Origin of the sequence: Chamaesiphon sp. OTE_75_metabat_556 (assembly GCF_031378165.1) — a bacterium.
In the GTDB taxonomy this organism is placed as follows: Bacteria; Cyanobacteriota; Cyanobacteriia; order Cyanobacteriales; family Chamaesiphonaceae; genus Chamaesiphon.
The window spans coordinates 1-22,560 of record NZ_JANNDR010000379.1; the positions used below are offsets into that span (position 1 = coordinate 1).

Genomic DNA, 22,560 nt, shown 5'->3' on the forward strand with positions numbered 1-22,560 from the left:
CCTCCGAGGAGGGGTGCCCGTCAGGGCGGGGTGGGTAGATCTCCGCCACACCCCAACAACCGAATATCTGATTTTATTTTTGCGTGAAAATGCGTTTTTCATTGATCCCCAGCGAATAAACACCGGAAAACCAGCACTAAAAAGAGTATATACTAACAAACAGGCATTATCAATACCAAACCCGCAGTTTCAGGCAAAAGACCGATGCTAACCGCAGAGCGCAGACAATTTATTCTCGAAATTCTCCACCGCAATAAGAAGGTGCTCTCCTCCGAACTCAGTAACGAACTCAAAGTTTCTGAAGACACCGTGCGTCGTGACTTGAGAGAACTAGCCGAAGCCGGATTATTGCAGCGAGTACATGGTGGCGCACTGCTAACTTCACCCGCCACCGCCAGTTATGCAGATCGGCAAAAACAAGCACCAAAAGAAAAAGAAGCGATCGCCAAATCAGCAGCCAAGTTAGTTCGTCCTGGGCAAGTGGTAATCTTAGATGGGGGCACGACGACGCTACAAGTCGCCCACCATTTACCATTAGACTTAGTGGCGACGGTGATTACTAATAGTCCGCCAATTGCTCTAGCACTTGCCGAACACGATCGAATTGAAGTGATTATGTTAGGTGGGCGGCTATACAAGACGGCTCTGGTAAATGTTGGTACAACGGCGATCGAATCCTTGCGATCGATTAGAGCCGATATCTGCATGTTAGGTGTATGTAGTCTGCATCCAGAAGTGGGGATTAGCGTTGCGAATCTCGATGAGGCGCACGTCAAAAAAGCGATGATTGCCGGTGCGGCGGAAGTAATCGGGTTAGCGACGGAAGCCAAATTGGATACGGCTTCTAACTATGTCGTCGATACGATTCAGGCTCTAACTTATTTAGTCACGGCACCTACTGTCGATCGACTTCGATTGGCAACTTATGCCGCTTTGGGTATCACAATTATTCAAGAGAACTAATCGATCACCGATAAATAATTCGATGAAATCGCCACAAATGGTTCCTAAATCTAGTCGATCGGACTATCCATCAACTAAGCAAATTAAGTGGTTTCGCAACCGACTTTCTGCTTGGGGAGTTGTCAATCGCCGCGATTATCTATGGCGAATGGAAAATCGTGGGGGTCGATAACGAATCAGTAATTAATACTTTAAAAGTATCGATCGTCATACTAATATATATTGGACAAGCACTAATTTTCTTGTCTATAGTTAAGAAGACAGAACACCCACCATTAATTACCGAAATTCAGCGATATGGTGAATCTATGGTCTACCACCGAACATGCCCTCGGCTATCTAGCCAAAGCAGATAGTATTCCCCATCGGACTGAGGGTGAAGCTGTCTTACTGGACTACATCCCCACCGCAGCCCAGCGGATTCTCGATCTGGGTACTGGTGACGGCAGACTGATGGGATTACTCAAAATCGATCGATCTTCAGCGACGGGGGTTGCCTTGGATTTTTCACCAGTAATGCTGGAAAAAGCCAGCGCGAGATTTCAGGATGATAATTCTATTGAAATTATCAGTCATAATTTGGACGATCGATTACCAGATCTCGGCAAGTTTGATGCGATCGTTTCGAGTTTTGCCATTCATCATGTCACTCACGATCGCAAGCAATCTCTATATACAGAAATATTCGATCTACTAACTCCTGGCGGTGTCTTTGCCAATCTCGAACACGTTGCTTCGCCCAATCAAAAGATTCACATTCAGTTTCTCACCAAGATTGGATATACGCCTGAAAATGAAGATCCATCGAATAAATTGCTCGATGTCGAAACTCAACTCGGATATCTAAGGGAGATTGGATTTGCAGATGTAGACTGTTATTGGAAATGGTTAGAGCTAGCTTTATTAATTGGGATCAAATCTAGCTAATTGACTAGCAATCGCGATCGATTAATCTAGTTTGTTACCGACGATCTCAGCGGTTAGAAACCGCCGCTCATGATGCAAAGTCTGCCTTCGCAGACTAATTAACTAGTTCACCTTCGCGGACTTTGCAACAATAGCCCTGAATTTATTCGGAGGCATTTTCTAAATATATGCCGATCGCACCACCACTCACAGATCTCAATGGTTTATTGTTATTTGCTACTGCTTTTATCGCTGGTGGACTAAATGCTGTCGCTGGTGGCGGTAGTTTCATTAGCTTTCCGACACTAATCTTTACTGGTATGTCGCCGATCGCGGCTAATGCTACCAACAATACTGCCCTGTGGGTGGCTAGTTTGGCAAGTGCAGGTGCCTACCGTCGTGATTTGGATGTCGATTCTCCAGAGGAGAGGCTCCGCCAACGGCGAACTATGCTAATTTTGAGTACTGTTAGTCTAGTGGGTGGATTGCTCGGCTCGATTTTGTTACTCTATACATCTGCTGATATTTTTAAAAAGCTAATTCCCTATTTATTATTACTGGCAACTATTGTATTTATCTTCGGAGAATCTTTTAAACAATGGCTAAAATCATTCGTTGGCGAAGCCTCTCCATCGGAGAATCGAGCAAATGCACCCAAGTCGATACCGCTAGCTTATCTAGTTATCGCTCAACTCATAATCGCAATCTATGGTGGTTTCTTCGGTGCGGGTATTGGGATTTTGATGTTGGCAAGTCTCACCTTTTTCAACATTAGAAACATTCATGCCATGAATGCCCTAAAAACATGGCTAGGAACCTGTATCAATGGTATCGCGATCGTCCCGTTTCTATTTGCAGGTATCATTGCTTGGCAGCAAACAATTATTATGGCGATCAGTGGTGCTTTAGGTGGTTATTTTATCGCCAACTTTGCCCGCCAGATTCCATCACAAATTATTCGGCGATTTGTATCGATCGTTGCGATCTTTATGACTACTTACTTTTTTATTCATGGCTAGATTTAAATTTTAGAAACCCAACCTACCCCTTTGGTGCGTTACGCTGCGCGGTAACACACCCTACTCTTTACCCACTATCCACTAATTAAAACCATGAGCAAAAATACATTATTTGATAAAGTCTGGGACGCACACACCGTCGCCACATTACCATCAGGACAAACCCAACTATTCATCGGCTTGCACCTGATCCATGAAGTCACCAGTCCCCAAGCTTTTGCGATGATGCGCGATCGCGGATTGAAAGTCCCCTATCCCGAACGTACCGTCGCCACCGTCGATCATATCGTCCCCACCGAAGACCAATCGCGCCCTCTCGCCGATAGCCTTGCCGAAGAGATGATGCAACACCTGGAAAATAACACCAAAGAGCATGGAATTAGATTCTACAACGTCGGTTCTGGCAGCCAAGGGATCGTCCACGTAATTGCGCCTGAGCAGGGGCTGACACAGCCAGGAATGACGATCGCCTGTGGGGATAGTCACACCTCTACTCACGGCGCATTTGGTGCGATCGCCTTCGGAATTGGCACCTCTCAGGTACGGGATGTTTTAGCTTCCCAAACCCTGGCTCTGGGTAAATTAAAAGTCCGTAAAATCGAAGTTAATGGCACCCTCCAACCTGGGGTATATGCCAAAGATGTAATTCTACATATCATCCGTAAACTTGGCGTCAAAGGCGGTGTGGGTTATGCCTACGAGTTTGCTGGCACCACATTCGAGCAGATGGACATGGAAGCTCGAATGACCGTCTGTAATATGGCGATCGAAGGTGGCGCGCGCTGTGGGTATATCAATCCCGATCGAGTCACTTATGATTATCTCAAAGGACGAGATTTTGCACCCAAAAAGACGAATTGGGATCGAGCCGTCGCTTGGTGGGAAAGCTTGCGGAGCGACAAAGATGCCGAATACGATGATGTCATCGTCTTCGATGCTGCCGAAATTGCCCCCACAGTCACCTGGGGCATTACCCCCGCGCAAGGTATCGGCGTAGACGAACCCATCCCCACCGCAGCCCAAATGCCCGCAGACGAACGCGCGATCGCCGAAGAAGCCTACCAGTATATGGATCTAGCCCCAGGCGCACCAATTCTGGGCACTAAAGTAGACGTCTGCTTCGTCGGCAGTTGCACCAATGGACGCATCACCGATTTACGCGAAGCCGCCAAATTTGCCGCCGGAAAACAGGTAGCCACCGGCGTCAAAGCCTTCATCGTTCCTGGTTCCGAGCGGGTGAAAAAACAAGCCGAAGCCGAAGGGTTAGACGTGGTTTTTAAAAACGCCGGCTTTGAATGGCGTGAGGCTGGGTGCTCGATGTGCTTGGCGATGAATCCCGACAAATTAGTCGGACGACAAATCAGTGCATCATCCTCCAATCGTAATTTCAAAGGTCGTCAAGGTTCTTCTTCGGGGCGGACATTATTGATGTCGCCAGTAATGGTAATCGCGGCGGCGGTGACTGGGAAAGTTACCGACGTGCGGGAATTGATGAATTAAAATAGTAATAATCGATTGGTGAAATACGGTAATTCCACAGTCAATTGTTATTGGTGGGGTTGGGCGGGTTTGTTTGAGATTTATTGGTACAAATCTTGACTGGTTAGCATAAACCCGCCCCTATGACATATATGAATAGGTTTGCACATCGAGTAAAATCAACATGGCATATAGTAATTTCACCCTGAGCAAAGTTAAATCTGACTTTGCAATTATTACAGATGAAACACAAGATTTATTTGCGGACATTACCCCAGTTCAGCCTAGCGAATTACTATCACTAGTACTCAAAGATCAGATTCCGTTAGCTAGTGCGATTAACACTGAAAAAGCACGATCAGAACTAGTCATTATGCCAATTCTAATGGAAGTTCGGCGATTACTAAAAAACCAAATTTCAATCTTCTCTGGTAGCAGCTTTGAAGTCGATCCGAGTCAAGGTTTAGATGGTCGGTGTGATTTTATTTTGAGTCGATCGCCAGAACAATATTATATTGCTAGCCCTGTTCTGACGATCGTCGAAGCAAAAAATGAAAGTATTCCCAGTGGATTAGGCCAATGTATTGCGACAATGTTTGCGGCTCGTTTGTTCAATCAAAAAGAAGGGAATCCGACTGATACTCTATATGGTGCTGTAACTACTGGAATGGATTGGAAGTTTTTAAAGCTGCAAGGGCAAATTGCCTTTATCGATTCTAATGATTACTACATTAAAGAAATCGATAAAATCTTAGCTATTTTATTTGGTAATTCATCTCCATAATGCAGAGAATATTTAATATTGACTCGATCTGAATAGGTGGTTATTAGAATGATTCAATTACAAGAGAAACTAAAAGCCAACGCTTGGCTAAAATCTGATTGGGATACATACGTAAATACAATCGATTCACCCGAACATGAACAACATCAAGGCTACTACTATAGCGGCTACATGAGGATTGAAGATATGCCCACAGGTGCAGACCACTCTCGATATCATGTACTTCTCACATTTGCCGTCAATCTATTTTGTACGATCGGGGGGATTGCAATTAATGGCTTCGATAACTGTACCTATCGTAAAACTGAAATCAGAGAATGCCAACCAGATCTATCTTATTACACTGGAGAAAGAGCGAGATTAGCACCCGTTGGTAAATCTCTGGTTAATTTAGATGAACAAGCTATTCCAAACCTAGTCATTGAGATTTCTAATACTACTCTTGAAGACGATCTCGGTGCGAAACGTTTGTTATATGAAGAAATGGGTATTTCTGAATATTGGGTAGTAGATGTGCAAAATTCTCAAGTATATGCGTTTGAAATGTTCGATCGAGGTAGCCGCAGAATCGATATTTCCCTAGTATTGCCGAACTTATCGATCGCCACGATTACCGAAGCATTAAATCTCAGCAAAGAACAAGACCAATCTCAAATCGGCAAATGGCTAATGAGTGAATTCCAAACTTAAACTATCCACTATTCACTAATTAAAAATTATGTCACAACGTCAGAATATTTCTACCGGATCGAAATGGGAACCAATCATCGGTTACTCCCGTGCCGTCAAAATCGGTAACACCATCCACGTCTCCGGTACCACTGCCTCCAACGCCGCAGGCGAATTAGTTGGTATCGGCGATGTCTACGCCCAAACCAAACAAATCATCCTCAATATCGAATCCGCCCTCCACCAAGCCGGAGCCAGCCTCAACGACGTAGTTCGCACCCGCATCTACTGCACGAACATCGACGAATGGGAACTCATCGGCAAAGCCCACGGCGAATTCTTCAGCGAAATCCGCCCCACTACCGCCATGGTAGAAGTCAGCCGCCTGATCTCCCCCGACATCCTGATCGAAATCGAAGCTGAAGCGATCTTGCAGGATTAGTAATTAGCACAGATTTTACCCACCCCGCCCTTTGGGCACCCCTCCTCGGAGGGGATTGCTCCCTATCCCCTATCCCCTGAACTATGAATAGCCAAATTTCCACCATCTCCGGTACCGCCATCCCCCTTACTGGCAACGATATCGACACCGATCGAATTATCCCCGCCCGCTTCCTGCGCTGCGTCACCTTCGACGGCTTAGGTACTAGCGTATTTGAAGACGATCGCACCCAGCTCAAAGGCGCACATCCCTTCGACTTACCCCAATTCCAAGGGGCAAATATCCTCATCGTCAATAGCAACTTCGGGTGCGGTTCGAGTCGCGAACACGCACCCCAAGCCCTCGCCAAATGGGGCATCAACTTAATCATCGGCGAAAGCTTCTCAGAAATCTTCTTCGGCAACTGCGTCGCAATGGGCATCCCTTGTCTCACCGCTGATGCTGCCACCACCACCCGTCTGCAAGAGCTGTTGCGCGATCACCCCAAAACTCCGATTACCGTCGATCTAAAAGCCTTACAGGTACAATGTGGCGACTTTACTGCCCCAGTCTCGATCGGTGAAGGTGCCCGCCAGCAACTCACCAACGGCACCTGGGACGCCTGCGGCCAATTAGTTGCCAATCTCAGCGAGACTAAGGTTACAGCTAGTAAATTGCCTTATGTTGCTTGGGGATAGTGGATAGTGGATAGTGAATAGTGGATGGTGAATAGTAGATTTTAAATATGCAAAGAAAGAGGTAGATTGATTTACTTATTTCTTTAAATCTCCCAACTATCCACTATCCACTTGCCACTATTCACTAATTTAAGTCGGCAATTGCCACCGCTCTGACTCGACATTGGCGATCGCAAATGAGTTGCCGCAGCCACAAACATGCGTCGCGATCGGGTTTTCAAATCGGAAACCTCCACCCATGAGGTCTTCAGAATAATCTAGCTTCAGCCGTTCTAAATGTGCGAGTTGTTGTCGATCGATTACTACTGCAATCCCGTTGACTTCCAATAAGCGATCGTCAGCCGCGATCGCGTCAGTCAGATCGACACTATAGTAAAAATGCTCGCAGCCCCCAGGGGTAAACCCGATCCGAAACTTGCAATCGAATCGCTGGCGAACCGATTGCATTCTGTGAATTTCGGCGATTGCCGCCTTACTAATTTCCATCTCGATCAACACTCCCAAATAGATGATCATCCCACTGCCGCTCTGGCGTATGAGTGGGATGGAGATCGCTAACAACTAAGATCTCAACCACTATTTCTAGCATAGTCATCTTCATACCGGACGATATCATCTTCGCCCAAATATTCACCATTTTGCACTTCAATAATGACCAGGGGAATCACCCCAGGATTTTCCAAGCGATGCTTGGTACAAGCCGGTACGTAAGTAGATTGATTGCTGTGCAAAATCTCTTTTCTGTCATCGCAAGTGACCATTGCTGTGCCACAGACGACAATCCAGTGCTCGCTCCGGTGGTAATGCATTTGCAGGCTCAGCCGATGTCCAGGTTTAACCTCGATCCGCTTAATTTTGTGTCCGGGGCCTTCTTCCAAGATCGTAAACGAACCCCAAGGACGTAATTCTGTAGCGGCAACAGAATTTGCGCTCATGGGTGAAGTCGGCATTACAGTGGGAGTTTTTGTTTGATTCATAATGTTAGAAAGTAGCGAGTCAATCGGGTGATAGCTGGGAATTCAACGGCTAACCAATAATTACTCTATCAAAGTCGCGATCGTTACCGAATCGCCAAATATACCGAGTCGGCGATCTTAAAACGATCCTCGATACGTAGTGCGATCGATTTTAGGAGCGTTATTTAATTGATCGGCACCGTTCTAGAGTCAACAGTGCTGATCGTCTAAATTATATTACAAATAAATTTCGAGATCGAATCTGATCACGATCGGCATCAGATCTTGCTAGCATCATAGCGTTCTCTTGTTGATTCAGCATAGCTCGCCGATCGCAATTTCTTGATCGCCTTAGTAAATATACAGCCAGACTGGAATCATCACTAGAAACAGCGCGGTACTGACGATAATACTACTGGCAACGAGATTGCCATTAAGATGATACTCTTCAGCCAGAATTAGCCCAGCAAAGGCACAAGGCATCCCCGACATCAATACTAGTGCCAAGCGTGGATCGCCACGCAGTCCCATCATCGTAATCCCGACACCAAGGAGGGTGGGCATCACGATCGTTTTGAGGATCGCTGGTAACAGTGCGAGTTTGAGACTTTGCCAGCCTTGGATCTGACTCAGCCGGATGCCCATCAAAATAAAGGCTCCTGGAATCACCACCCAAATCGAGGCGTGCAGGCTTGATTCGACCGATTCAGGGAAATCTATGCTCCGCGTCAGCCAACCCAGTGCAAAGCCCCATAACGAGGGTACAGAACATAGATCTTTTAACTGCAGCCACCACCGATTGGTACCACTACCTTGCCGACCGTAATAGCTAGCAACTAATACGCCCAAACCATAGGTACCAAACACATTTTGGGTAACGCTATAGATGACTGCCCAACTGAGATCCGTCGCCGAGACAAAATAGGGGACGATCGCCAAACCCACAAATCCAGTGTTCCCCAACATCGAACACAACAGCAAACTCCCCTGAAGTGCGGGGGCGGATGGTGCTACTTGTGGTTGAATTCTTTGCCAGATTTGCAGACTCAGCCAACCTAGCCCCAAGCCGAGCAGTAGCGACCCGATCGTGATTGTCAGTGCCAGTTGGGCGCGTTCGTCAAAGGTGGTTTGACGGGCGAGGGCAAAAATTTCGATCGGCACCCCGACCCAGTATAGTCCGCGTCCCAACCAATATGGAAAAGTGGTGGGCAAAAACCTCACCATCAAGATGCCCAACCCCGTCCAAAACATTAGGGGCGTGTAAGCTTGAACGAGACGATCGAGCATGAATTGTTAATCGAGCGGGAATTATTAGATTACTTGTGGAGGGTGTTTGAGGGTGAAGCGGGGAAGTTAAGGAATGAGATCCGATCTTGGAGATTTAAGTCTTGTCTTGCTCCCAACTCCCCTCCAGTGGTACAGAAACTCCCAACTATTTCACTACACCCATGTCCTTGATATACCAACCATCTGGTTGGCGGACGAGATTGTATTCAACCAAGAGTTGTTTGGAATAAGAACGCGCCGGATTCAATTTATCCCCTTCATAGTATTGGGCATCTTCTTCCACTTTAGCTTGGATATTAGCTGTATTGGCTTGGGGATTGGTTTGCGAGATCGCCGCGATCCCAATATGTTGGTGCTGGTATTGCCAATGGATGCCCTGAGTTTTGGCCAATTGGGCGCGCTCTACTGCACCCGACAAAGCGGGTTCGACGAGCACATCTTTCAAGCGATCGACTTGATACTGCGGACTCAGGGAACTAGTCTTGGCACTCAACCATTTTTTGACAACTGCGGTGGCGACATCATTAGTCAGTACTCCTGGTGGTACCGGACGCGGTTGGGTTGCTACTGCCGTGCGGGTTGGTGCGGCACTTGTGGTGACACTAGGACTGGGCGTAACAGTTGCCGTTAAGGTTGGTGCGGGCGGTTTGAACATGCTCCCGATCGCGGTATTTACCAGCCAAATCGTCCCCCACAGACAGGTGACACCACCCGTACCGACCAATAAAATGCGGGGGATGTTGGGCGAACGACGGGTACGGCGCGGGCGGACGATGGTACTAGTTCCGGCGGGGCGTGCGGTCAACTGTCCCGATTTATTAGCCGTCACCAACTGACTGTTGGTTTCGAGGGGTAGCCCGGTTGGCACTTGGAGGAAGGTTTCTTCAAATTGGCCGTCGATCGTCCGAGCGGTAGGGCCAGAACGGCGGCGTTGGCGTTCGCGCTCCAACTGGATCACTTTGTTATCGTCGGGTGCTGCGGTCGGGAGCGGGGCGGTGGCTGGGTGTGCGATCTGCTCGACGCGGACTGCGGGGACGATCCGATTGCCGCCCAGTCGATCTGCTGGTGGTTGCCATGCGGGCGTCAAGCTACTATTGCGGCGATTACTAGCCAAAGCTAGTAGTGCTTGCGCTGACTCAGCGGCTTGCAAGTCTGCTGGCGATAATTTAAATGTACCAGACAGATCGCCAGAAGGGGGAACATCGATCACTTGGGGTACGGATTTCTCCCAACTGGTAGCGGGATTGTCCTGGGTGGGCATTCGATCGGCAAAATCCTGAACATCTCGATCGCTAAAATAAGCATTGAGCGAAGGATCGCTAGTTACCAAGTCTCGAAAACAGGGAAAGGCTTCATCTTTGAGCCAAGATTCGATATACCAACACAAACCACGCAGGAGATTGGGCAAGCCTTGCGATTGCTGCCGGATCGCGATTAAGGAGCCGGATTCGGGCGCAGCCGCCAGTAAGCGATCGGCTTCTTCGGTTTGTCCCAGCAGGATCGCGCAAATTGCTTGCTCGATCGAACAATCCATCCGGTGACTGAGTCGATACTGCAAGATTTGCTGGGCGGTATAGATCAGTTGGGGATTGCGGTAGGCAAAGCCTTGCGCAATCAGCGCATGGACATGCAAATACGTACAGGCCAATTGCATCACATTGAGCGATTTCGTGCCTAATTGATGCGAATCCCTGGCCACCTGACTGAATAAATTGCGTTGTTCGGCGGCCGTCAGCTGCGGTAAAGTCTCATGAATGAAGGGAATCGTGCTTTCGCTGTTGAGGGCGAAGCGTTCTTGGCACTTGACTTCATTGGTGCAAGCACTTTCCAATAATTCTTCTAGAAACTGAATCCCCCGTCGCCGCTGTTCGTGCCGATCGAGTGGTAACGAGACGAGGGAGGAGATCCGATAGGGCTGCAATCGATCGAGCCGTCGCTCGACTTCCCCCTGAATCTGGGGAAACAAATCTTCTTGAACGAGAATCTTTTTGGCAGTTTCATAATGAATGACGGCCTCTTCATGACAACTATCGCGCCATTCGCGCTCGCCGAGTTCCCAGAAGGAAGATACCATCGCCAGGACGATGTCTGGCTTGAGCGGGATCGCATGGGTGCCATTGTGCGCGTGCTTGAATTTGGCCAATGTCAATGGCTCGTTGCGATTGGCTTTTGGCTCGATGATGTTCCCACTCGGAGTTACTGACATCGGTAGTTGCGGCGGATGCAGGCTGCCACTATTACTACTGCGCCCGTTGTTCCCCAAATAGGGCATACAAATACTATTGATTTCTTCGTACTCGCCCAATTCAAATAAGATCAGCAAGCCGCCTAAAAAGTGTTCCGGGGCGATATCTAGTTCGCGCCGACGATAAAAAGGGGACGGAGCCGGAGCCGGAGCCGGAGCCGGAGCCGGAGCTAAATTACCATTGCTAGTGGCGGTATTTTCGGCCGCTGCCGCGATCGAGACGATCTGAGTTGCATCGTAGATCGCCCGTTGCTGGGGGTCGCACAGTACCTCGTAGGCTACTGTAATCAGTCGTTTGCGAGATTCGATCGCGGCATCCGAATATTCTTGCTGCGGCAATTGGAGCAAGCGATCGCGATACGCTTGCTCTAGCTCTGAGAGATCGCTCTCCGGGATGCCGAGAATCTGATAATAGTCCAGCGGGATTCGCACAGTTTACCTAATACACGATGAACGACACAGTTATCCAGTTATCAGCGATTGAGTAATCGACTTTGTCGAACGAGATTTAAAAATGACACCGCGCTCTGGGAGTTAAGGAGTGGATGCTCGATGCGCCCAGCAGAGCAGACATTCCGTATTTTAAAAAACTTACGAACAAACATAACATAACATCACAGTTTTAGGAATAGCGATGCTCGGTCTGGTGGTTTAGACGATCGCCAGCCAAGGGACGACGGGAGATCGTTGGCAATAACTTATCTGCCCTGTTTTTTCTGTACCTAATCTATCGCCCCCATCTAGTAACGCCCGATCGATTTCTGGCATGGGGCTAGTCACTACACCCTAAATAGGCGACAATATCGATCGCACACAAGTGGATAAAACAAACTAATGGTTCAAGAGAGAACTCTACCCGCATTTGAGCCAAAGTCGGGAGAAATCACCAAAGCAGAAGGCTTGATGTTGTACCGTGACACGATTCTCGGTCGCTGCTTTGAAGACAAATGTGCGGAGATGTACTATCGGGGCAAAATGTTTGGTTTTGTCCATCTGTATAACGGTCAAGAAGCCGTATCTTCCGGCGTGATCAAAGCGATGCGTCCCGGACAGGACTATGTTTCGAGTACTTATCGTGATCACGTTCATGCCCTCAGTGCTGGCGTCCCCGCGCGCGAGGTAATGGCGGAGCTGTTTGGGAAGGAGACTGGCTGTAGTAAAGGGCGCGGCGGTTCGATGCACATGTTCTCCAAAGAACATCGATTATTGGGCGGTTATGCGTTTGTCGCCGAAGGGATTCCGGTCGCTACTGGCGCGGCGTTTGCGAGTAAATATCGCCGCGAGGCTTTGGGCGATGCGAGTTCCGATCTGGTTTCGGCTTGTTTCTTCGGCGATGGTGCTGCCAATAACGGTCAATTTTTTGAATGCCTGAATATGGCGGCGTTGTGGAAATTGCCAATGCTGTATGTCGTCGAGAATAATAAGTGGGCGATCGGGATGTCCCACGAACGGGCGACTTCAGTACCCGAAATTTATACTAAAGGTGCGGCTTTTGGGATGCACGGCGTCCAAGTCGATGGCATGGATGTCCTCGCTGTCTATAACGTCGCCAAAGCGGCGGTAGCGCGAGCGCGAGCTGGCGAGGGGCCAACTTTAATTGAAGCCCTCACCTACCGGTTTCGCGGCCACTCCTTGGCCGATCCCGACGAACTCCGCCCCCAAGAGGAGAAAGATTTCTGGTTCGCTCGCGATCCGATTAAGAAATTGGCTGCCTATTTGCTCAAAGAAGGTTTGGCGACTGAGGCGGAACTGACCGCACTCGATCGCGAAATTCAAGATTTGGTCGATGATTCGGTCGAGTTTGCCGAAAATAGCCCCGAACCCGATCCCAGCGAACTCCGTCGCTATATCTTTGCTGAAGATTAGCGGCTCTCGATCGTTGACAGCGTTGAGATCGGGACAGGAATTCCTGTCCCGATCTCGATCTCGATCTCGATCTCGATCTCGATCGGCTCTAGCTCGGCTACGACAGAGATCGCTGTCGCCCCTTTATCAAAACTGTGGCTGCCGTAAGTTAAACTGTGAGCTGAATCGGTTGCAGCTTAACTAACGACGACCGACGAGTGAATTCTTGTCGATCGACAGACTGATGTCACCGATCCGAATGGCTAAATAGCTATAAATTTGGCCTATGTACAAACAAGCGTCACCTTTATTGTGGTCACTACTACTCGCAAGTAGTTGTCATCATTTGTCGATCGAGTCATCGGCACAGAGTCAGCCGCCAGACACCTCACCGCTGCTGGCCGCAGTGCGGCGAGCCGAAACAGTCGAAATTTATAATGATTGGAATGGCTATTCGGACATTACGCCAATCTTACGGCATTCAAAACTGCGTGTCGATCGACAAAAACTAGTTGGCAACTCGCACATCGCTGTCGGGGGTTATGGTGCGGCTGGAATTCACCAACAGCAAACCACCAAAGTCCAAATTCCAGCAGCAGTTACCGCTCAGTTTCTGGCCACCTTAGCCAAAACGCCACTGCAAGTCGGTACTTATCAACCGCGATTCGATTTGAGCGATAACTATCCTTCGATCCAAATTCAAGTTACCGTCAATCGTCAACAGATAACTTTTAGTTCGCAATCCCAAGCCGATCATTATGTGCCGTGGAAAGTGACACTGCGACACCAAGATCAAGATCGCACCACCGAATATATTAGTAACTCGGCCTTTCCCGCCCAAGCCCTCAAACTCCTCAGTCCTTATCTCGATCGATCTGGGATCGACGTCATTATTCAGCGGCGGCAACCGAAAAAACCGCAGCTACCGCAAGTGAAGCCGCCGAGTCCCGATCGTCCGGGTCGATCGCGCCCACAATCGGTCATAAAATAGTAGGATAGGCAATGAGGCCCAATTGACTCCATCGGCATTAACTTATCGTCCAGACAATCTTTAATCCCCAGCCTTAGGGTTAACGGTTTCAGTTTCGATCGCTGTAATTTTGAGCGCGCAACTTGTATGTTACCACTTGCCCCAGATACTCTTTTGCAACAACGTTACCGCATCCTCAACCTGCTGGATGATGGCGGTTCGGGGCGGCTTTATCTCGCAACCGATCGCGAGCGGGGCGATACCGAGTGCGCGATCGAGGAGATCGTTCCGTCCAGTCAATTTCCCACCGTCGTAGCCAAAGCCAAAGAGCTGTTCGAGCAAGAAGTCAAGCTCCTCGAACGGCTCCAGCATCCCCAGTTGCCGAAGTTTTGGGGGACATTTGCCGATCTCGATCGGCTATTTTTAGTGCGAGACTATATCCCAGGATCGACCTACGCACAGCTCCTCAACGAGCGTCGGGATCTCACGACCGCATTTAGTGAATCGGAAGTCTGGCAATTTTTAGTCCAAGTCCTCCCCGCGATCGGGTATCTCCACAGCCAAGGGGTAGTGCATCGCAACCTGGCTCCCGAAAATATCATCTACCGCGATCGCGATCTACTGCCCGTCCCGATCTCATTTGGGATAGTCAAAGAATTTGCCCATCAACTCCAAGCAGATCCTAGCAGCCAGCCGCTAGAGATCGGCCAACCTGGCTACGCCCCGATCGATCAACTCCAACCGGGCCAAGTCTATCCCCATAGCGATCTCTACGCCCTGGCTGTCACGGCGATCGTCTTATTGACTGGCAAAGAACCCAGCGCGCTGTTTGAAAATCATCTCCCCAACTGGGAGTGGCGGAAGTGGACGACCATCGGCGATGATTTTGCCAATGTCCTCGGCCGGATGTTGAGTCTCGATCCCAACCACCGCTATCAATCCGCCGTCGAAGTCAATCGCACGCTCCAATCGCTGGATATGCCACCCCAGTCAGATCCAGCTTTCCCAGCGAATCGTCCATCGACCATTCCCACCGTCGCCGTCGGTGCTAAACCGAATCTCCCAAATGATCCTGGCGATCGATCGAGAATGTCCAATCTCCATGCCAAGTCGATCTGGGAACAGCCCCGCGTCTTTATCCCCGCTGGCTTACTGATTTCCCTTTTGGCCGGAATCGGCTCCTGGTTTGGTGTCAGTCAGCTCTTGCACCGCCCAGCAGCAGATCCGGTGGCGACTACGCCACCCAAGCAAATCGACTTTAATAATCCGACGATTCCGACCGATAATACCAGTCCCAGTCCGACGGCTAGTGGCGATCTGATTCAACCCGAACTGGATCGACCGATCCTGAAAGAAGGTACCGTCGATGCAACGACGCCCGTGAAATACCGGATCGCGGCCGTGTCCGGTCAAAATCTCGATATCCAACTAGTCTCGCCTGCCAGTCAGACTGCCGATCCGAGTAAGCCCCTGTCTGCTACAGATCCGGCCAGATCGGCTCCCAACCCGATCGCCCCGATCGATCCCAGCCCTAGCTCGAAACCCACCCCAGCCACTACCAACCCGCCCGTCTCGATTCCTGGCAGCTCGCCAACAGCACAACAAGTCCTGATGACGATCTTGTCACCAACGGGTACCGCGATCGACTCTCAAGCAGATCGGGTCGTGGGTTGGCGCGGCCAAATCCCGACCGATGGGGAATACACGATCGAATTACGCCCGATTAAGGGTTTGGCTGGCAATGCCTTTCCTTATAAGTTGAGTGTCACCCAAGTTGCAGTTTCGGCATCGCCATCACCGGCGGGCACTACCACACCAGCCCCAGGCACAAACCCCACCACCGGAGCTACCCCCTCGCCGGGAGCGACACCGCCATTAGGCATTCCCACTCCTGGTGAGAATGGCACCAACGATGATAATTCTACTCAGCCCAGCACCGACCCATCGATCGGGGCACCAACCGCAATCCCGATCGTCGTGCCCACTACTAGTCCCACCCCATCGGCACAACCGACCCGCAACCGCAGACGCCGCAGGCTGCAGCCAGAAGCTAGCCCGACCGTCAAAGAACGCAAAGTCGAAACCAGTGCAGAGACACCCACGCCACGTCGCCGCCGCCGCCGGGTCGAAACCAACGCAGAGACGCCCACTCCACGTCGCAATCGGGTCGAACCAAACACCGATGAGACACCGACTCCGCGTCGCCGTCGCCGGCGGGTCAATACCAACAATAATGAGACACCGACGCCACGTCGCAGCAGACAGACCGACACCGAACAACCAAAACCGAGTTCCACTCCAAAACCGGATGGGGAGAGCAATAAACCGACTAACACGCCCCAACCCGAACCCTCGATCGGCATCCCCGTACCTCCCGCCAAAACTACCACTCCGGCCAATCGCACCGAGAGCAGACAAACCGCTCCGCCAACTAACGCTAGCAACATCGATCCAGATTAGGCTCGCCCCGATCTCCCAGCCCCATACCAGCCAAGTTAAATGCTTCTGATTACCAGTACGGATACAGAGGCGGGTAAAACCGTCCTCACAGCAGCATTAGCTAGTTATGCCCGCAAATATCACCCGCAGCAAAATTGGGGCATTCTCAAGCCGATTCAATGCGGTGTGGGCGATCGCGAGTTCTATGCTCGCCTGTTCGATCGAGCGATTGCCGAGATTAACCCGATTTATTTGGAGCAGCCGCTCGCCCCACCGATCGCCGCCGCCCTAGCTGGTGTCCAGATCGATCTGGGTATGGCTTGGCAAGCACTCACCAAAATGCGCCAACAGGATGATTTTGTCTTAGTAGAAGCGATCGGTGGTTTGGGGACGCCGATCACCGCCGAACTCGTCGTCGCCGATCTCGCCCGCGATTGGCGATTGCCAGCAGTTTTGGTAGTACCCATCCAACTCGGCGCGATCGGTGCGGCGGTGGCTAATGTCGCACTCGCCCGACAATATAATGTCCAGTTACTCGGGATCGTGCTCAACTGCCCTCAGCCGCTAACTGCGTCTGAAATCGCCAACTTAGCCCCAGCAGACTTAATTCAATCGCTCACTAGCACCCCCGTCCTCGGTTGCCTACCCTATCTCCCAGATCTCAACGATCTGGATTTACTCGCCGCCGCCGCTGCCGATCTCGAATTAGAAATCTTACTGCCACATCTTACCTCGCTCGGATTAGCTGCTGCCTGAAAGCCGATCTCAGCGGCGGTTACATCACTAATCTGATCGAGAATTGACGATGCGTTTTGACCTAATTACCTTATTTCCCGAATTTTTCACATCCCCGCTCGGCTGTGGCTTACTCAGCAAAGCTCTAACCAAACAAATCGCGTCGGTACATTTTACCAATCCGCGCGACTTTACGATCGATCGCCATCGGAAGGTCGATGATGAGTCCTATGGCGGTGGCGTAGGGATGGTGATGAAACCAGAGCCGATCTTTGCTGCCGTTGAATCCTTGCCGATCTTACCGCGACGACAGGTACTATTGATGAGTCCCCAGGGTGAAAAAATCGATCGCGCTTTATTTCATGAGTTGCAGACTAATTACGACCAATTAGTATTAATCTGCGGTCATTATGAAGGGATCGACAAGCGAGTAATGCACATTGTCGATCGCGAGATTTCCTTGGGTGATTTTGTCCTGACTTGTGGCGAAATTCCGGCATTGACATTGATTAATGGGATTATCCGATTGCTACCTGGTACCGTCGGTAAAACTGCCTCGATCGATGCTGATAGTTTTGAGGATGGGTTGCTCGATTATCCCCACTATACCCGTCCCCCAGAATTTCGCGGCTGGCGCGTGCCCGATGTCTTGATGTCGGGCAATCATCAGAAAATTGCCCAGTGGCGACATCAGCAACAACTCGATCGGACTCAAACTAAACGTCCCGATCTCTACACGAAATGGTTGGAAAAAACCGATACTGAAAATCCTTCTCTATAGTTAGAGAAGGACGATTTTCGATTAGTTAAACTCCAATCTGAGTTGGAGTTTAGTGGTAATAATTTTTAGACTTAGAAACGGAAACCAGCACCGAGTCTGACGATCGTCGAAGCATTGTTGGAACTCAAAGGTACATCTAGACCAGCTCTAAGTTCGACGCTATCGGTAACTGCAAAATCTGCACCACCAGTGAAGCCAACAGTAGTCTCACTAGGGCCACCATTGTTAGGGCTGCCGATCGATACAGTCGCACCGAGGAAGGGAGTAATTTGAACTTGGTTCCCAGTATTGGAGAGGTTGAAATCATAAGTTAATCCACTCCCGAACACAGTACCAGCACTAGGGAAGTAGATGAATGGTCTAATCGAGAGATTGTCGCTCACACCAAATTTAGAATCAACTCCAATCGTAGTGCGTCCACCGCCGATAGACAAGGATGGTCCGATTGTATTTTTACCCATTTCTGCTTTTGCCGGTGCGCTCATGCCTAGAGCGACAACCGAAGAGCAGAGCATAACTAATGCAACAATATTCTTTTTCATTTTGAGTTTCCCGTTATTAAGTAGATTTGCTCAACTATCGCTATCTAAATAGAGATCGAGCTTCAGGTGATAATGTGTCCCTGGTTACAAAGCTTGACGCGAGGAGATTATGGAATGTTCCAAATTAAATTTTTAGGCATTAGGAAAGGCTTTAGGCTTTAGATTTTAGGCTTTAGGAAAGGCTTTGAGATATGAATGTTAGTCCCTCAACTAAAAATGAGGTGTTGCAGCTTGCCGCAACACCTCATTTTTGAGAACCTAACGCCTAAGACCTAAGACCTAAAATCTAAAGCCTAAAACCTAATCCCTAACCTATGCCCATTGAATCAACCCTAGTTCGTAGGGATTGCTCATGTTGGCATTGTGAGGCAAGACTCGCAGCGATAAACCTTGCAAGCCGCTGGCAGAATAAGCAATCTCACTGGTATAGAGACTATTACCCGCACCATCGCGACCTTGGTAGGTCATCACCGCTGTATCGGCATTGGTAATTTTTCCGTTGGTATCGACTGGCCCTTTATAGAGTTCGACTTGGATATCGTGGGGTTCTAAGTTGCCGAGTTGAATCAGGCTCTTGACGGAAATCGACTGATTGACATTAATGTCCTCTGGCGCAGAGACATCGACCGTGTGGATTTTGAGATCGCTCCAATGTTTGAGCATCTTTTGTTTCCAGTGAGCGAGATCTTTACCAGCTTGATAATGCTCGCTAGTAACTACATGGTTGCGATCGCTGGCGGGGAAGTAACCGACGGTAGCATAATCGCGCAGCATCCGGGCGGTATTAAAGGTCGGACAATTGAGCCGGATGGCATCTTTCATCTTCGCGACCCATTTACGCGGTAAGCCTTCTTTGTCGCGATCGTAGAAGAGGGGGACGATTTCCTGTTCCAAGAGGTCGTAGAATGAATTGGCTTCGACTTCATCTTGGTAGGCTTCATCGGCGTAGAGTTCGCCATGGCCGATCGGCCAACCAGTTTTCACATAGTCAGCTTCATCCCACCAGCCATCGAGAATACTCAGGTTGGGCAAGCCATTCATCGCCGCTTTCATGCCGCTGGTACCGGAGGCTTCGTGGGGACGGCGGGGGGTATTCAGCCAGATGTCGCAACCAGCCACCATCACTCGCGAGACATAGATATCGTAGTCGGGCACGAACACGACCGAGTTCATCCCTTCGGTGCGGGTGAAGTGGACGATATCGCGGATCAACGCTTTACCAGGGATATCTTTGGGATGGGCTTTACCCGCGATCACAAATTGGACTTTGCGACCTTTATTGCCGACCATGATCTCTTTGATCCGATCGAGATTCCGCAGGAATAGGGTGGCGCGCTTGTATGTCGCAAACCGACGGGCAAAACCGATCGTCAGCACACTCGGATCGAGAGCTTGATGCGCGCGATCGATTTCGGAGAGGTTCGCACCGCGTTCTTTGAGGTGAGAGATAATCCGCTCGCGGACGTAGACGACCATTTCCGAGCGACTGTGCTCGTGATTGCGCCACAGTTCCTCATCGGGAATCGCATCGATTTTGTGCCAAATCGGGTCTTCGATCGAGCGTTCCGACCATTCGGGGCCTAAGTAGCGATCGTAGAGTTCCTGAACGGATTTGGCTACGCAACTGCGAGCGTGGACGCCGTTGGTCACCGACGTAATCGGCACTTCGTCGATCGGGACATCTTTCCACATATTCTGGAACATTTCCCGCGAGACGACGCCATGCAACTTGGCAACACCATTGACGAAGCTGGAAGTCTTCATCGCGAGGGCAGCCATACTAAACGGCGATTCTAGTGCCGTTGCATCTTCCCGTCCCAAGCCCATGAAGTCATCTTTGCTCAGTCCGTAGACGCTCGCATAGTGACCGACATAGTACATCGTCTTGTCGGGTGGGAACAGATCGAATCCGGCACTGACTGGCGTATGTGTCGTGAAAATCTGGGTGGATTGAGCGACTTGCTTGGCTTCGACAAAGGACAGCCCATCGCGCTGCATCAGCACTCGCATGTGCTCCAAAATCAGGAAGCCAGAGTGGCCTTCATTCATATGATAAACGCTGGGCTTGTGTCCCAACGCTTCGAGGGCGCGGAAACCGCCGATCCCTAACATGATTTCTTGATGGATGCGGGTATCTAAGTCACCACCGTACAAAGCATCGGTAATATCTTGGTCGTAGGCACTATTTGGCTCGATATTGGTATCGAGTAGATAGAGGGGCACGACGCCCACTTGGACGCGCCACACGCGGGCGTAGACCATGCGTCCGGGATACTCCACCGCCACCCGCAATTCCGAGCCGTCTGGCTTGCGTTCGAGTTGGACGGGGATGTTGTGAAAATCGTTAACTGGATACCGCTCTTGTTGCCAGCCTTCAGCATTGAGATACTGAGCAAAATAGCCTTTTTGATACAATAAACCAACTGCGACTAGGGGCAAACCCAGATCGCTCGCTGATTTTAGGTGATCCCCAGCGAGCACGCCCAAGCCGCCTGAATAAATCGGCAGACAGTCTACCAATCCAAATTCGGCACAAAAATAGGCAAAGCATTCTTTGCCAACTTTGTCGGCGCGCTTGTGTTTGTACCAACTGCGGTCGTGCAGATAGGTATTGAGTTCGCCCACTGCCCGTTCCATGTGGGCGATAAAACCATCATCCGCTGCAACTTCTTGCAATCGGGACTGACTGACTCTGGCGAGTAGGGCGACTGGATTGTGACGAGTGGCTTCCCACAAATCGCGATCAAGTCTTTTAAATAATTCTTTGATCTCCGTGTTCCAGTCCCAATACAGATTATAGGCAAGCTGCCGTAGGGGTTCGAGGGAGGCTGGTAGGGACGGAGAAACGTTGAACGTACGAATCGGCTGCATCAATAAACTTCCTCGGCAATTAATTCCTCAATCTCTCATTGTTACCCACCTTGGTCGATCGGCACAATTTTCTCCACAATATCTTCACAAGTTAATGCTGTGGTTTGATGGCTCCCGTCCGATCGAGATGCGCCGCGTGCAGCGATCTGCGGTCGTGTCGGTCGGTGAAGTTTGAGTGGATCTACTTCACCTCTAACCTAAATTTTAGCGGACGATCGTCATTCTGGCTGTCTAAATGGGTACAAATTAAGAGAGCACACATATCGCTCAATTTTGTGAATTTTTGCCAAGTGAGATCTATGACAAAAGTCTTAGATTGAAGTCCAGCCAATATGCGGAAGCTGTGCTCGATTCCCCGATCGCCAAAGTAAACAGATTAAGATAATTAGTATGCTAAGACACACATCTCTCAACACCACACGCTATATGAAGATCGGTCAATATTTGTCTGTCATCATGTCGATCGGTGCGATCTGGAGCTTGCTAGATGTCCGGTCTTCAGCCAGAGGATTCAGTCTGGAGCATGCGCCCATCGCGACTGGGCAGATCGCCCGCGATCGACGATCACCACAGCTTTTGGCTCAAAATTCAGTCCCCAATTCGATCGATTTAGAAAGCGACAAAGATCTGCGACTACAGTACATCAATGTGACACGAACCAGTTCGGATAAATCGCTCCTGACTGTCTCCGGCTCCATCAATAATCGCAGCGACCAAACTCACTATGTCTACTACATTGTGGCCAAGTTTGTTTCCAAAGATATCTCGATCAAGCAAGCAATCATTCCCGTCAATATCGATATCGAGCCTGGTAAATCTAAGCAATTTTCCCACGAAATTTCCACCCAGAGCGCTGACTCGCTCGTTCCAGAGTCGGTGAAGCCGGTGGTGGTTAAATATGAGTATCGGTAGATAGTTGATAGTTGATAGTTGATAGTTGATAGTTGATA

General features: G+C 49.7%; 23 protein-coding genes. 16 read left to right on the top strand and 7 right to left on the bottom strand.

Annotated features, from left to right (window positions below):
* The 9 genes from RMO27_RS15270 to leuD form a co-directional block, all read left to right on the top strand.
* Window positions 1–211 (top strand): hypothetical protein (locus RMO27_RS15270; protein WP_309734007.1); only part of this gene is annotated, 211 nt, incomplete at its 5' end.
* On the top strand, window positions 205–963 hold the full coding sequence (locus tag RMO27_RS15275) for a DeoR/GlpR family DNA-binding transcription regulator (protein ID WP_309734009.1): 759 nt from the start codon (window positions 205–207) through the stop codon (window positions 961–963). The genes RMO27_RS15270 and RMO27_RS15275, both read left to right, overlap by 7 nt.
* 297 nt (window positions 964–1,260) lie before the next feature.
* Window positions 1,261–1,890 carry a class I SAM-dependent methyltransferase gene (locus RMO27_RS15280; protein WP_309734011.1) on the top strand — a complete coding sequence of 210 codons (630 nt, stop codon included), beginning with the start codon at window positions 1,261–1,263 and terminating at the stop codon, window positions 1,888–1,890.
* A 167-nt stretch (window positions 1,891–2,057) separates the two neighbouring features.
* Window positions 2,058–2,888, top strand: coding sequence for a sulfite exporter TauE/SafE family protein (locus tag RMO27_RS15285; protein ID WP_309734013.1), 831 nt, complete (start codon window positions 2,058–2,060; stop codon window positions 2,886–2,888).
* Window positions 2,889–2,981: 93 nt separating this feature from the next.
* Entirely contained in the window at window positions 2,982–4,388 is a 1,407-nt protein-coding gene (leuC, locus tag RMO27_RS15290; RefSeq protein ID WP_309734015.1) for a 3-isopropylmalate dehydratase large subunit, read from the top strand.
* A 163-nt stretch (window positions 4,389–4,551) separates the two neighbouring features.
* Window positions 4,552–5,151, top strand: a complete 600-nt coding sequence (locus tag RMO27_RS15295) for a hypothetical protein (protein WP_309734016.1) — start codon at window positions 4,552–4,554, stop codon at window positions 5,149–5,151.
* 48 nt (window positions 5,152–5,199) lie between these two features.
* Window positions 5,200–5,841, top strand: coding sequence for a Uma2 family endonuclease (locus tag RMO27_RS15300; protein WP_309734018.1), 642 nt, complete (start codon window positions 5,200–5,202; stop codon window positions 5,839–5,841).
* A 28-nt stretch (window positions 5,842–5,869) separates the two neighbouring features.
* On the top strand, window positions 5,870–6,262 hold the full coding sequence (locus RMO27_RS15305; protein ID WP_309734021.1) for a RidA family protein: 393 nt from the start codon (window positions 5,870–5,872) through the stop codon (window positions 6,260–6,262).
* Between the two features lie 83 nt (window positions 6,263–6,345).
* Window positions 6,346–6,939, top strand: coding sequence for a 3-isopropylmalate dehydratase small subunit (gene leuD, locus RMO27_RS15310; protein ID WP_309734023.1), 594 nt, complete (start codon window positions 6,346–6,348; stop codon window positions 6,937–6,939).
* A 129-nt stretch (window positions 6,940–7,068) separates the two neighbouring features.
* Here leuD and RMO27_RS15315 read toward each other — a convergent pair whose 3' ends face one another.
* The 5 genes from RMO27_RS15315 to RMO27_RS15335 form a co-directional block, all read right to left on the bottom strand.
* Window positions 7,069–7,425, bottom strand: a complete 357-nt coding sequence (locus RMO27_RS15315; protein ID WP_309734025.1) for an iron-sulfur cluster assembly accessory protein — start codon at window positions 7,423–7,425, stop codon at window positions 7,069–7,071.
* Window positions 7,426–7,508: 83 nt separating this feature from the next.
* Entirely contained in the window at window positions 7,509–7,916 is a 408-nt protein-coding gene (locus tag RMO27_RS15320) for a phosphomannose isomerase type II C-terminal cupin domain (RefSeq protein ID WP_396133723.1), read from the bottom strand.
* Window positions 7,917–8,246: 330 nt separating this feature from the next.
* Window positions 8,247–9,182 carry an AEC family transporter gene (locus RMO27_RS15325; RefSeq protein WP_309734027.1) on the bottom strand — a complete coding sequence of 312 codons (936 nt, stop codon included), beginning with the start codon at window positions 9,180–9,182 and terminating at the stop codon, window positions 8,247–8,249.
* Between the two features lie 145 nt (window positions 9,183–9,327).
* Window positions 9,328–11,859: an IMS domain-containing protein gene (locus RMO27_RS15330; RefSeq protein ID WP_309734029.1), complete on the bottom strand. Its 2,532-nt coding sequence runs from the start codon at window positions 11,857–11,859 to the stop codon at window positions 9,328–9,330.
* Window positions 11,860–12,078: 219 nt separating this feature from the next.
* Window positions 12,079–12,207, bottom strand: coding sequence for a hypothetical protein (locus RMO27_RS15335; RefSeq protein ID WP_309734032.1), 129 nt, complete (start codon window positions 12,205–12,207; stop codon window positions 12,079–12,081).
* 54 nt (window positions 12,208–12,261) lie between these two features.
* On the opposite strand from RMO27_RS15335, the gene pdhA reads away from it, so the two are divergent.
* The 5 genes from pdhA to trmD all read left to right on the top strand — a co-directional run bounded on the left by pdhA (window position 12,262) and on the right by trmD (window position 18,197).
* The gene (gene pdhA / locus RMO27_RS15340) at window positions 12,262–13,293 is read left to right on the top strand and encodes a pyruvate dehydrogenase (acetyl-transferring) E1 component subunit alpha (protein WP_309734034.1); all 1,032 of its coding nucleotides are present in this window, start codon (window positions 12,262–12,264) and stop codon (window positions 13,291–13,293) included.
* Window positions 13,294–13,558: 265 nt separating this feature from the next.
* On the top strand, window positions 13,559–14,263 hold the full coding sequence (locus tag RMO27_RS15345) for a hypothetical protein (protein WP_309734036.1): 705 nt from the start codon (window positions 13,559–13,561) through the stop codon (window positions 14,261–14,263).
* A 126-nt stretch (window positions 14,264–14,389) separates the two neighbouring features.
* Entirely contained in the window at window positions 14,390–16,702 is a 2,313-nt protein-coding gene (locus RMO27_RS15350; RefSeq protein ID WP_309734037.1) for a protein kinase domain-containing protein, read from the top strand.
* 39 nt (window positions 16,703–16,741) lie between these two features.
* Window positions 16,742–17,437: a dethiobiotin synthase gene (gene bioD, locus RMO27_RS15355; protein WP_309734039.1), complete on the top strand. Its 696-nt coding sequence runs from the start codon at window positions 16,742–16,744 to the stop codon at window positions 17,435–17,437.
* A 49-nt stretch (window positions 17,438–17,486) separates the two neighbouring features.
* Complete coding sequence (gene trmD / locus RMO27_RS15360; RefSeq protein WP_309734041.1) at window positions 17,487–18,197, top strand: tRNA (guanosine(37)-N1)-methyltransferase TrmD; 711 nt, start codon at window positions 17,487–17,489, stop codon at window positions 18,195–18,197.
* Between the two features lie 71 nt (window positions 18,198–18,268).
* On the opposite strand, the gene RMO27_RS15365 is transcribed toward trmD, so the two are convergent.
* Together RMO27_RS15365 and glgP are read right to left on the bottom strand one after the other, a co-directional pair.
* Window positions 18,269–18,739, bottom strand: coding sequence for a hypothetical protein (locus RMO27_RS15365; protein ID WP_309734046.1), 471 nt, complete (start codon window positions 18,737–18,739; stop codon window positions 18,269–18,271).
* A gap of 312 nt (window positions 18,740–19,051) precedes the next feature.
* Window positions 19,052–21,610, bottom strand: coding sequence for an alpha-glucan family phosphorylase (gene glgP / locus RMO27_RS15370; protein ID WP_309734049.1), 2,559 nt, complete (start codon window positions 21,608–21,610; stop codon window positions 19,052–19,054).
* Between glgP and RMO27_RS15375 the strand changes: the two genes are divergently transcribed.
* Window positions 21,588–21,785 carry a hypothetical protein gene (locus tag RMO27_RS15375; RefSeq protein ID WP_309734050.1) on the top strand — a complete coding sequence of 66 codons (198 nt, stop codon included), beginning with the start codon at window positions 21,588–21,590 and terminating at the stop codon, window positions 21,783–21,785. The two genes, glgP and RMO27_RS15375, sit on opposite strands and share 23 nt — an antisense overlap.
* Window positions 21,786–22,036: 251 nt before the next feature.
* Window positions 22,037–22,522, top strand: coding sequence for a hypothetical protein (locus RMO27_RS15380; RefSeq protein ID WP_309734052.1), 486 nt, complete (start codon window positions 22,037–22,039; stop codon window positions 22,520–22,522).
* Window positions 22,523–22,560 lie beyond the last annotated feature (38 nt).